Raw genomic sequence first — 10,295 nt, 5'->3', positions numbered from 1 at the left:
GCCGACCAGATCACCGGCGAGAAGTGGAACCGCTACATCTTCCGCACCGGGCGCAACTCCACCCAGGACGCGCTGGCTTCTGCCGCGACCCTGAAGGACGAGAACATCAGCATTGCCACGCTCGCCCAGGACTATGCCTTCGGCAAGGACGGCGTCGCCGCGGTGAAGGCGGCTCTGGCCGCGGTCGGCTCCAAGGCCAAGATCGTGCACGAGGAATATGCCCCGCAGGCGACGACCGATTTCACCGCCTCGGCACAGCGCATCTTCGACGCCCTGAAGGACAAGCCCGGCCGCAAGGTCGTGGTCGTGGTGTGGGCCGGCGCCCATCCGCTGCCGAAGCTGATGGACCTCAAGCCCGAGCGTTTCGGCATCGAGATGGCGCCGGGCGGCAACCTGCTGCCGGTGATGGCCGGCTGGAAGCAGTTCCCCGGTCTCGAAGGCGCGATCTACTACTACTGGGGCTTCCCCAAGAACGCGGTGAACGACTGGCTGGTGACCGAATACAAGAAGAAGAACAACGGCGTGCCGCCGGACTTCTTCGTGGCCGGTGGCATGAGCGCCGCCATCGCGCTGGTCGAGGCCGTGAAGAAGGCCAAGTCGACCGACAGCGAGAAGCTGATCGCGGCGATGGAGGGCATGAGCTTCGAGACGCCCAAGGGCACGATGACCTTCCGCAAGGAAGATCACCAGGCCCTGCAGGAGATGTATCACTGGCGCATGAAGAAGAACGCGCCGGACAATGTCGATCTGCTCGAACTGGTGCGCGTGATCCCGGCGAGCGAAATGACGCTGCCGATCAAGAACAAGCGCTGACGCGAAGATTGTCATCCCGAGCGCAGCGAGGGACCTTTGCCGAACAGTAAAGGTCCCTCGGCCTGCGGCCTCGGGATGACAAACTTGCTTGGCATCGACGCATGCTTGCGACCGAGAACCTCACCATCCGCTTCGGCGGACACGCAGCCGTCGACGGGGTGTCGTGCGCCTTCGGCAAGGGCACGCTCACCTCGATCGTCGGGCCGAACGGTGCGGGCAAGACGACCTACTTCAACCTGATTTCCGGGCAGCTGCCGGCCACGTCTGGCCGCGTGACGCTGAATGGCGAGGACATCACGAACCTCGCAGCGCCGCGCCGGACGCGGCTCGGCCTCGGTCGCGCCTTCCAGCTCACCAATCTCTTTCCCAACCTCAGCATGCTCGAAAACGTGCGACTCGCGGTGCAGGTGAAGAGTGGCAAGGGCTATGACCTGTTCAGCCGCACGCTCACGCATCGCGAACTGATCGACCGGGCGATGGCGCATCTCGAGGCCGTATCGCTGGCCGACCGGGCCCAGGCGATCGCCGCGACCCTGCCGCACGGCGACCAGCGCAAGCTCGAGGTCGCGATCCTGCTGGCGCTGGAGCCCGACGTCTTCATGTTCGACGAACCGACCGCCGGCATGAGCATCGACGAGGTCCCGACCATCCTCGACATCATCGCCGCCATCAAGCAGCGCGGCGACAAGACGATCCTGCTGGTCGAACATAAGATGGACGTGGTGCGGTCGCTCTCCGACCGCATCGTCGTGCTGCACCAGGGCAAGCTGGTGGCCGACGGCAAGCCGGCCGAGGTCATCAACTCCGACATCGTGCGCGAAGCGTATCTCGGAGGTGCCGCATGAGCGGATCTCTCCTCTCCCTGCGCGGCGTGCAGACGAACATCGGCCGTTACCACATCCTGCACGGCGTCGAGTTCGACGTGGCCGAGGGCGGGCTCACGATGCTGCTCGGCCGCAACGGCGCCGGGAAGACCACGACCCTGCGCACCATCATGGGCATGTGGCGCGCGGCGGCGGGAGAGATCCGCTTCGACGGGCGGGACATCACGCACTTGGCGACGCCGGACATCGCGCGGCTGGGTATCGCCTATGTGCCGGAGAGCATGGCGATCTTCGCCGACCTGACGGTGCAGGAGAATCTCGTGCTGGCCGCGCGGTCGGGGCCACCCGACCAGAAGCGCCTCGACTGGATCTTCACGCGTTTCGAGGCACTGAAGCGGTTCTGGACCCTGCCGGCGGGACACCTGTCGGGCGGCCAGAAGCAGATGCTGGCGGTGGCGCGCGCCATCATCGAGCCGCGGCGCCTGCTGCTGATCGACGAGCCGACCAAGGGGCTGGCGCCGGCCATCATCGCCAACATGATCGACGCCTTCCGCGAGCTGAAGGACGGCGAATCGACCCTGCTGGTGGTCGAACAGAATTTCGCCTTCGCCCGCCAGCTCGGCGACCAGGTCGCAGTGATGGATGACGGCAGGGTGGCGCATCAAGGCGGCATGGCGGCCTTTGCCGCGGACTCCGCGCTGCAGCAGCACCTGCTCGGCCTCGGCATGGACACGCATCAATGAAACGCGCCCCATGAAACGTGATTGGCTTCCTCTGCTTCTGATCCCGGCCCTGATGATCGGTGCCCTGCCGCTGATCGGCTCGCCGGCGAGCTGGGTGACGCTCACCGTCGCGGGCCTCGCGATGGGGCTGATGATCTTCATCATGGCCTCGGGACTTACGCTCACCTTCGGCCTGATGGACGTGCTGAATTTCGGCCACGGCGCCTTCATCGCCGTGGGCGCCTTCGTGGCGGCGAGCGTCATGCTGGCGCTGGCGCCGTGGATGACCGCCGATTCGATCTGGCTCAACCTCGCGGCCATCGGCCCCGCCGTGCTGGCGGCCATGGTGGTGAGCGGCGTGCTGGGGCTGGGCTTCGAGCGGATCATCGTGCGGCCGGTCTATGGCCAGCACCTGAAGCAGATCCTGGTGACCACCGGTGGCCTGATCGTGGCCGAGCAGCTCCTCAAGGTGATCTGGGGACCGGACCAGATCACGCTCAGCCGGCCGACGGCACTGCGCGGAGCCTTCCTGTTCGGCGACGTGGCGATTGAGAAATACCGCGTCCTGGCCGTCGTGGTCGGGTTGGTCGTGTTCGCCGCCCTGGCGCTGACGCTGAACCGGACGCGGCTCGGCCTGCTGATCCGCGCCGGCGTCGAGAACGGCGAGATGGTCGAGGCGCTGGGCTATCGCATCCGTCGCCTGTTTGTCGGCGTCTTCGTCGTCGGCTCGGCGCTGGCGGGCCTGGGCGGCGCCATGTGGGGCCTCTACCAGGAGACGGTGACCGCGGCGATCGGCGCCCAGGTCGCCGTTCTGGTGTTCATCGTCATCATCATCGGCGGGCTGGGCTCGGTCGGCGGCTGCTTCGTCGGCGCTCTCCTGGTGGGGCTGACGGCCAACTACATCGGCTTCCTCGCACCCAAGGTGGCGCTGGGCTCCAACATCCTGCTGATGGCGCTGGTCCTGCTCTGGCGGCCGCAGGGCCTCTATCCCGTGGCGAAGAGGTAGGGCCGATGCTTCGCTCGATCCTGTCCGACGACCTGCCGAGGAGCCGCTGGCTGGCGCTCGCGCTGGTCGCCATCCTGGTCGGCCTCGCGGTGGCGCCGTTCCTGTTCCCGGGCGCCAAATCGCTGAACGTCGCGGCCAAGATCTGCGTCTTCATCGTGCTGGCCGCCTCGTTCGACCTGCTGCTGGGCTATACCGGCATCGTCTCCTTCGCCCATACGATGTTCTTCGGCATCGGCGCCTATGGTGTCGCCATTTCGCTCACGCGCATGGGGGCAGGGTGGGATGCTGTCGCCGTCGGTGTCGTGGCAGGCCTCGTGGTCGCCATCGTGCTGGCCACCGTGATCGGCCTGTTCAGCCTGCGCGTGCGCACGATCTTCTTCGCCATGATCACCCTGGCGGTCGCCAGCGCCTTCGCGATCCTGGCCTCGCAGCTCTCCGACCTGACGGGCGGCGAGGACGGGCTGAACTATCGGCTGCCGGCGGCCCTGCGCGCCTCCTTCTCGTTCGGCGACACGCTGTTCGGCGTGCGCCTCAACGGACGGCTGCTCGACTACTATCTCGTCTACGCCGCGTCGCTGGCGCTGATTCTGGTGCTGCTGCGCATCGTGAATTCGCCGTTCGGCAGCGTGCTGATGGCGATCCGCGAGAACCCGTTCCGTGCCGAGGCGATCGGCTACCGCACCGTGGTCTATCGCACCATCGCGAGCTGCATCGCCGCCGCCACGGCGGCGCTGGCGGGCGCGCTGCTGGCCTTGTGGTCCAGCCAGACCAATCCCGACACGACGCTCAGCTTCGACATCATGGTCGACATCCTGCTGATGGTGGTGATCGGCGGCATGGGCACGATGTACGGCGCCGTGATCGGCGCGGTCCTGCTGGTCTTCGCCCAGAACTACCTTCAGGACCTGCTGGCGGTCGCCAACAAGGCACTGGCGGGCGTGCCGCTGCTCGCCAACCTGTTCCACCCCGACCGCTGGCTGCTGTGGCTGGGCGTGGCCTTCATTCTCTGCGTCTACTTCTTCCCGGCCGGCATCGTGGGGCGCCTGCGGCAGAAGCGCTAGCCGGCGGCCGGCGGGAACGGCTCGACATAGGTCTCGCCGCTGCGGCCGTAATAAACGGCGCGCTTTCCCTGCATCGACACGAGATAGCCGACGCAGCCCGCGTCCATGATCTGGCGGCAGAAGGTCAGGTACTTCGTCCGGCCGGCCTGGATCGATCGCACGGCGGCCAGCACGCCCTCGGCCGAGAAGGCGTCGGCGGGGCGTGTGTCCAGAGGACGGTAGGCCACCCGATGGAACTGCCCGTCGGATATGAAGTAGGTCGATTCCCCGCAGACGAGGTCCACATGATAGCGCTCGACGCCGGCCGCGATCAGGCGTCCCACGACCTCGCCGAAGGCAATGCGTTCCTCGTGCGAGGCCCTGGTGCAGTCCTCGATGACGGCGATGTCCATGGTTCGGTCCTATTCGGTCGGAATGGTCTTGAGATCGTGGCGGCGCACGATGTCCCGGAGGGTCTTCTCGAGGGCTGCGCGCTCGCTGGGCGGCAGGTGACCGAAGAACTCGGCGTCGTTGCGGTCGGCCAGCGCCGAAAGCGCCGGCACCAGCTTCCGTCCCGCCGCCGTCAGCGCCAACGTCTGCTGTCGCCGGTCTTCGGTGGAGACCGTGCGCCCGATCAGGTCCTTGGCGATCAGCCGGTCGGCCAGTTTGGAGATCGCCCCCCGCGTCATGCCCAGCCGGTCGGCCAGGGTGCTGGGCGATGCGCCATCGCCATCGAACAGCTCCCGCAGCACGACCCATTCGGCCACCGTCACGTCGTATGCCTGCAGCTTGAGGCTGAAAGCGTGCGAGACGTGGTTGGACACGAAGCGCAACCAGTAGCCCAGGTGGGTTTCAAGATCGGATGCCATTTGTTGACTAGGAAATTAAATACAATTGATTTCCTAGTCAACTACTCATCGCTAGGGGGCGCGCCACTCCAATGGCGCGCCCCCAGCCCTAGAGTTCGATCTGGCGGATGCCGCCGCGTGGGCGGCCGGCCTCGATTTCCTGCCACAGGATTTCATGACCATGCGGCAGGGCCCGGTTGTTACGCATGGTGAGCCAGAGGCGCAGCAGCAGGCGGTCGTGGCCGCTCGAAGCGTCGTCCTCGAACGGCGTGCGACCATGATAGGTGACGTGGCTGTTGATGAGCTGCAGATCGCCGGGTTCGAGGGTCATCTCGAAGCAGAGCTCCTCGGCGGTCTGCATCAGCACGTCGATCGCCTCGCGCTGGGCGTCGGTGAGCTTCGGCACGCCGGGCGCCATCTGCGCCGCCTCGATGAAGGTCAGCGAGTAGTGCGAGGTGAACTTGCCGTCGCGCAGGCCGAAGATCGGCAGCGGATAGGCGGTCTCGCGCGTGGTCGCCTCGCCGTCCTTCTTGGTGCCCTCTTCGCCGAAGCGGCTGCGCCAGTAGTCCTGGAACAGCAGTTCGAGCAGGTCCGGCCGGCGCTCCAGCATCGCGTTGTGGATGGCGGGTGTCGACGCGAGCTTGCTGACGCCGCCGGCGCGCGCCTGGCGCACGCACAGAAGGGTCACGACGTCGGTGCGGTCGGTGTGGAAGCGCAGCGCGCCGTTGGTCAGCGTGCGCGCGTAGGAGGAGAGGAAGGTCGAGCCCTTCTCGTCCTTGGTCTCGCCGTAGGTGCGGCCGACATGGGCACCCTCGTCGCGGATGGCGCGCATCAGCTCGCCGTTGCGGTTCTGGAACACCGGCGTGCCGACATGCGTACCGATGGCGAAGTAGAGACGGCGCAGGTCCTCCTCGCTGTAGCGGTCGACCGGGATGCCGCGCAGCTTCACGATGCCGCTGCCATTCTCCAGCTCGTCGGCGATGTCGTCGAACAGCTCGTCGAGGGTCGGCAGGTAGAAATCCCCGCGCGTGATTTCCGCCCATTCCATGCCGCGCAGGCCCTTCAGGGCGGCGTCGAGCTCATCGACGCCATCGGGCGTCAGGGTGCGGATCCAGCGCGTGGAATTCTTGATGTCCTTGCCGTGCCAGACGGACGGACCGGTGAGGGGAGTGCGACTGCTCATGTGTTCCAGAATAGCAGACCGAGCCCCCGTTTGCTCAACGGCCAATCGGTCGCGTCGCCGGCGCGCGGCCCGGGAAAATTGCCGTCAGCCGATCAGGGCAGCGGCTTGCGCATGTTGATCGAGGTCGGGTGGTCGAAGCCCGGATGGGCCTCGCGCGACGTCTCGCGGTAGCCAAGTGCCTGGAACAGGCGCTGGTTGTCCGTGAGCACGACGCGCACGCCGAGGCGGACGCCGGGCAGGCCGCGGCGACGTGCCTCGGCTTCGACGGCATCGATCAACCGCTTCGCGAGACCCTGACCGCGGGCCGAGGGCACGACGGAGAGGCGGCCGAAATATAGATCGCCCTCCAGCTCTTCAACGAGCACGCAGCCCAGCATCTCACCGTTCCGCTCCGCGACGATCGCGCCGGCGCCCCTGGCCAGCTCGCCCGCGATGCCGTCGGCGGTTTCCCGGAAGGCGCCTGATTCCGGGTTGAGCTTGCCGCGATACTGTTCGAAGGAGGCCGCGATCACGTGGGCGATCGCGGCGGCATCGCCGGCGGTCCCGATGCGAAGGACGAGGGTGTCGCTCATGCGCACGTTCTCGCGTAGGCTCCGCGCAAAATCGAGAGGAAAGAGCACATGGCCCTGATCACCTACCTGACCCGTATCCAGTTCGACTTCGGCGCGCTGAAGCTGCTGGAGCAGGAACTGCAGCTCATGGGCATGCGCCGCCCGCTGATCGTCACAGACAAGGGCGTCATCGCAGCCGGCCTGTGGGCCAAGGTCAAGGAACAGCTGCCGGGCAACATGCCGATCACGATCTACGACGAGACACCTGAGAATCCGACGGAAGCGGCCATGCGCGACGCGCTCAAGGTCTACAAGGAGGAGGGCTGCGACGGCATCATCGCCATCGGCGGCGGTTCGCCCATGGATCTTGCCAAGGCCGTCGCGCTGATGGCGACGCATCCCGGCCCGTCGCTGCAAGCCTATTCGTTCGTCGAGGGTGGAGCGGGCAAGATCACGGCGGCGGTGGCGCCCATGGTTGCAATTCCCACCACGTCGGGCACCGGCAGCGAGGTGAGCCGCGGCGGCGTCATCATCATGGATTCCGGGCGCAAGCTGGCGATCGGCAGTCCGCACCTCATTCCACGGTTGGCGCTGATCGATCCCGAACTCACGATGAGCCTGCCGCCGCATCTCACGGCCGGTACCGGGATGGACGCCTTCACACACAACATCGAATGCTACCTCGCCAACGTCTTCAACCCGCCCGCCGATGCGATCGCGCTCGACGGGCTGGAGAAGGCCTGGAAGTACGTCGAACGCGCCACGAAGGACGGGCAGGACCGCGAGGCGCGCTACAACATGGCCGTCGCCGCCATGGAGGGAGCCATGGTTTTCCAGAAGGGGCTGGGCGCCGTACACGCGCTCTCGCACCCGACCGGTGGCCTCAAGGGCTACCGCCTGCATCACGGCACGTTGAACGCGATCTATCTGCCCGCGGTGCTGCGCTTCAACGAGCCCGCCGTGGGCGACAAGTTCAAGCGCGTGGCGCAGGTGATGGGCCTGCCCGACAGCGAGGCCAGTGCCGACGGCGTGGCTAACGCGGTCTCCGCGCTCAACGAGCGGCTGGGCATCCCGAAGGGCCTCGGTGCGGCGGGGCTGGCGCAGGACACGATCGAGAAGATCGCCGAAGGCGCGATGGGCGATCATTGCCACCTGTCGACGCCGCGCCAGCCGACCAAGGCGCAGTACATCGAATTGATCGAGCAGAGCTGGGGATAGCAGGAACAACAACATCCTCATCCCGAGGAGGCGCCGAGCGCCGTCTCGAAGGATGGGCAACAACGTGACTGGTCCGACCCTTCGAGACGGCCGCGGCGCGGCCTCCTCAGGGTGAGGTCGATGGGAGAGAAGACATGAAGGTCAAGGGCAAGGTCTGCGTCGTCACCGGCGCGGCAGGCGGCATCGGCGAGGCGATCGCGCGGCGCTATGCGAAGGAAGGCGCCAGGGGGCTCGTCGTGGCCGACCGGGATGCCGGGCGGCTCGAGACGGTCGCGAAGGATATCGGCGCCCTCGCCGTGGCGGGCGACATCGGCCAGGAAGCCGAGGTGAAGCGGCTGATCGCCGAGGCAGAGAAGAAGTACGGCGAGATCGACATCTTCTTCTCCAATGCCGGCATCGGCCGCGGCGGCCACGAGGATGCAAGCGACAAGGACTGGGCCGATTCCTGGGCGATCCATGTCATGGCGCACGTCTACGCCGCGCGGGCGCTGGTGCCGCAGATGCTGAAGCGCGGCGAGGGCTATCTGCTCAACACCGCGAGTGCGGCCGGCCTGCTGGCCTCGATGGGCTCGGCGCCTTATGGCGTCACCAAGAACGCCGCCGTGGCGCTGGCCGAGCATCTTTCCATCCAGTATGGCGACCGCGGTATCAGGGTCTCGGTGCTGTGCCCGCAGGCCGTCGATACCAACATGCTGCGCATGGCCGGCGCGACGGCGGCCTCGGTCGACGGCGTGATCAACACCGATGCGGTGGCGCAGACGGTGATCGAGGCGATGGACGAGGAGCGCTTCCTGATCCTGCCGCATCCTGAAGTGAAGGAATACATGGTGCGCAAGCTCGACCGCGACCGCTGGCTGCGCGGCATGCGCCGCCTGCGCGACAAGACGGGCGAGGGACAGGCCAGGCGCTGACGGTCGTCAGGCCGTCTGGCGGTCGGCCGCCCGCATGATCCCCTACATCCAGTCTCTGTTCGCCGAGACCGGCCTGTGGACCGCGCTCGGCGTCACGCTGGTCGCGGGGCTGATGCGCGGGTTTGCGGGCTTCGGCTCGGCGATGTTGATGGCGCCGATCTTCGCCATCCTGTTCGGCTCTGCCGAGATGGTGGTCACCGTGGTCGCCATCGAGCTCGTCGTCTCCCTGCAGCTCTTCCCGCAGGTCCGCCGGCACGCCGACTGGAAGGTGCTCACGCCGATGAGCATTGCGGCCTGCCTCGCGATGCCGGCGGGCGTCTGGCTGCTGGCCAGCGTCGACAAGAGCACGATCGTGACGGCGGTGTCGGCCGTCATCGTGGCCTTCGTTCTCCTGATGTGGACGGGCTGGAAATACACCGGCCGGCGGTCGACCGTGGCGACGGTGATCGTGGGCGGGATCTCGGGCGCGATGATGGCGACCACCAGCGTCGGCGGTCCACCGGTGCTGCTCTATCTCCTGTCCGGCAACGATCCGCCGCAGGTCAACCGCGCCAACATCGTCACCTACTACTTCCTGACGCAATTCCTGCTGATCGTGATCGTGCTGGCCACCGGCGTTGCCGGCGCCGACGCGCTCGTGCGTGCCGTCGTGCTGTTCCCGGTCATGGTGCTGGGCGCCTGGGCCGGCGGGCGGCTGTTCCACGGTCTCGCCAGCGAGCGGCTCTACCGCAACGTCGCCCTCGCGATCCTCTTCCTGACCGGCCTCTTCGGCCTCCTGAGGAACTGGCTGGTGGCCTGAGAGGCGGTGTATGATGGGCCATCCATGGAGATTTGCATGCGTATCATCGCCGCCGGATTTGCCGCTCTCGTCCTGACCCTGGGCTTTTCGTCCGCCTCGCGTGCCGACGAACTCATGACCGAATGCATGGTCACGGCCTCCGAAAAGATGTGCCAGTGCATCATCGCGCGCATCCCGGCCGACCAGCGCGCGAATGCGATCCTCGGGCTGCGCAAGTCGAACCAGTCGGTGAGTGTGAGCGGTAACCTTCTCAACCCGTCGAATCTCTCGCCTCAGGAAATGCAGGGCCTGAACGCGGTCGTCGCCGCGCAGGCCTATTGCATGTGACCTGCGGGACTTCAGGCTCTCCGCAATCCTCTAGGCTTGCGGCGGGCGCCGCG

At 66.8% G+C, this 10,295-nt stretch carries 13 protein-coding genes; 9 read left to right on the top strand and 4 right to left on the bottom strand.

Translation table 11 applies throughout. From position 1 onward, the window contains the following. From Q0Q48_RS23500 to Q0Q48_RS23480, 5 genes are all read left to right on the top strand, one after another. A partial coding sequence (locus Q0Q48_RS23500) for an ABC transporter substrate-binding protein (protein WP_295143481.1) occupies window positions 1-813 on the top strand: 813 nt, incomplete at its 5' end. A 101-nt stretch (window positions 814-914) separates the two neighbouring features. Beyond that, window positions 915-1,658, top strand: coding sequence for an ABC transporter ATP-binding protein (locus tag Q0Q48_RS23495; protein ID WP_295143477.1), 744 nt, complete (start codon window positions 915-917; stop codon window positions 1,656-1,658). Further along, the gene (locus tag Q0Q48_RS23490) at window positions 1,655-2,380 is read left to right on the top strand and encodes an ABC transporter ATP-binding protein (RefSeq protein ID WP_295143474.1); all 726 of its coding nucleotides are present in this window, start codon (window positions 1,655-1,657) and stop codon (window positions 2,378-2,380) included. The genes Q0Q48_RS23495 and Q0Q48_RS23490 overlap by 4 nt, the downstream gene beginning before the upstream one ends. 10 nt (window positions 2,381-2,390) lie before the next feature. Continuing rightward, window positions 2,391-3,365, top strand: coding sequence for a branched-chain amino acid ABC transporter permease (locus Q0Q48_RS23485; protein WP_295143471.1), 975 nt, complete (start codon window positions 2,391-2,393; stop codon window positions 3,363-3,365). Window positions 3,366-3,370: 5 nt separating this feature from the next. Continuing rightward, a complete protein-coding gene (locus tag Q0Q48_RS23480) occupies window positions 3,371-4,426 on the top strand; it encodes a branched-chain amino acid ABC transporter permease (RefSeq protein WP_295143468.1) in 1,056 nt (351 codons plus the stop codon). Here Q0Q48_RS23480 and Q0Q48_RS23475 read toward each other — a convergent pair. From Q0Q48_RS23475 to Q0Q48_RS23460, 4 genes are all read right to left on the bottom strand, one after another. Further along, on the bottom strand, window positions 4,423-4,818 hold the full coding sequence (locus Q0Q48_RS23475) for a DUF1398 family protein (protein ID WP_295143465.1): 396 nt from the start codon (window positions 4,816-4,818) through the stop codon (window positions 4,423-4,425). The genes Q0Q48_RS23480 and Q0Q48_RS23475 overlap by 4 nt on opposite strands. A gap of 9 nt (window positions 4,819-4,827) precedes the next feature. Beyond that, window positions 4,828-5,274 (bottom strand): MarR family transcriptional regulator, encoded by a 447-nt coding sequence (locus Q0Q48_RS23470; RefSeq protein ID WP_295143462.1) that lies wholly within the window; start codon window positions 5,272-5,274, stop codon window positions 4,828-4,830. Between the two features lie 88 nt (window positions 5,275-5,362). Beyond that, window positions 5,363-6,436: a TauD/TfdA family dioxygenase gene (locus tag Q0Q48_RS23465; protein ID WP_295143459.1), complete on the bottom strand. Its 1,074-nt coding sequence runs from the start codon at window positions 6,434-6,436 to the stop codon at window positions 5,363-5,365. Window positions 6,437-6,528: 92 nt separating this feature from the next. Continuing rightward, complete coding sequence (locus Q0Q48_RS23460) at window positions 6,529-7,008, bottom strand: GNAT family N-acetyltransferase (protein WP_295143456.1); 480 nt, start codon at window positions 7,006-7,008, stop codon at window positions 6,529-6,531. A 48-nt stretch (window positions 7,009-7,056) separates the two neighbouring features. Here Q0Q48_RS23460 and Q0Q48_RS23455 point away from each other — a divergent pair, with 48 nt between their 5' ends. The 4 genes from Q0Q48_RS23455 (at window position 7,057) to Q0Q48_RS23440 (ending at window position 10,242) form a co-directional block, all read left to right on the top strand. Further along, a complete protein-coding gene (locus tag Q0Q48_RS23455) occupies window positions 7,057-8,205 on the top strand; it encodes an iron-containing alcohol dehydrogenase (protein WP_295143453.1) in 1,149 nt (382 codons plus the stop codon). Window positions 8,206-8,339: 134 nt separating this feature from the next. Then, a complete protein-coding gene (locus tag Q0Q48_RS23450) occupies window positions 8,340-9,116 on the top strand; it encodes an SDR family oxidoreductase (protein ID WP_295143451.1) in 777 nt (258 codons plus the stop codon). 34 nt (window positions 9,117-9,150) lie between these two features. Continuing rightward, a complete protein-coding gene (locus Q0Q48_RS23445) occupies window positions 9,151-9,915 on the top strand; it encodes a sulfite exporter TauE/SafE family protein (protein WP_295143448.1) in 765 nt (254 codons plus the stop codon). A 36-nt stretch (window positions 9,916-9,951) separates the two neighbouring features. Next, a complete protein-coding gene (locus Q0Q48_RS23440) occupies window positions 9,952-10,242 on the top strand; it encodes a hypothetical protein (RefSeq protein WP_295143445.1) in 291 nt (96 codons plus the stop codon). Window positions 10,243-10,295 lie beyond the last annotated feature (53 nt).

The organism is uncultured Reyranella sp., assembly GCF_945957355.1.
Classification (GTDB): Bacteria; Pseudomonadota; Alphaproteobacteria; order Reyranellales; family Reyranellaceae; genus Reyranella.
This window is presented reverse-complemented; position numbering and strand designations above follow the sequence as displayed.

Bases quoted from the DNA above. Each gene is read 5' to 3' on its own strand.
- Q0Q48_RS23495 (WP_295143477.1), top strand. From the start codon at position 915: ATGCTTGCGACCGAGAACCTCACCATCCGCTTCGGCGGACACGCAGCC.
- Q0Q48_RS23490 (WP_295143474.1), top strand. From the start codon at position 1,655: ATGAGCGGATCTCTCCTCTCCCTGCGCGGCGTGCAGACGAACATCGGC.
- Q0Q48_RS23485 (WP_295143471.1), top strand. From the start codon at position 2,391: ATGAAACGTGATTGGCTTCCTCTGCTTCTGATCCCGGCCCTGATGATC.
- Q0Q48_RS23480 (WP_295143468.1), top strand. From the start codon at position 3,371: ATGCTTCGCTCGATCCTGTCCGACGACCTGCCGAGGAGCCGCTGGCTG.
- Q0Q48_RS23475 (WP_295143465.1), bottom strand. From the start codon at position 4,818: ATGGACATCGCCGTCATCGAGGACTGCACCAGGGCCTCGCACGAGGAA.
- Q0Q48_RS23470 (WP_295143462.1), bottom strand. From the start codon at position 5,274: ATGGCATCCGATCTTGAAACCCACCTGGGCTACTGGTTGCGCTTCGTG.
- Q0Q48_RS23465 (WP_295143459.1), bottom strand. From the start codon at position 6,436: ATGAGCAGTCGCACTCCCCTCACCGGTCCGTCCGTCTGGCACGGCAAG.
- Q0Q48_RS23460 (WP_295143456.1), bottom strand. From the start codon at position 7,008: ATGAGCGACACCCTCGTCCTTCGCATCGGGACCGCCGGCGATGCCGCC.
- Q0Q48_RS23455 (WP_295143453.1), top strand. From the start codon at position 7,057: ATGGCCCTGATCACCTACCTGACCCGTATCCAGTTCGACTTCGGCGCG.
- Q0Q48_RS23450 (WP_295143451.1), top strand. From the start codon at position 8,340: ATGAAGGTCAAGGGCAAGGTCTGCGTCGTCACCGGCGCGGCAGGCGGC.
- Q0Q48_RS23445 (WP_295143448.1), top strand. From the start codon at position 9,151: ATGATCCCCTACATCCAGTCTCTGTTCGCCGAGACCGGCCTGTGGACC.
- Q0Q48_RS23440 (WP_295143445.1), top strand. From the start codon at position 9,952: ATGCGTATCATCGCCGCCGGATTTGCCGCTCTCGTCCTGACCCTGGGC.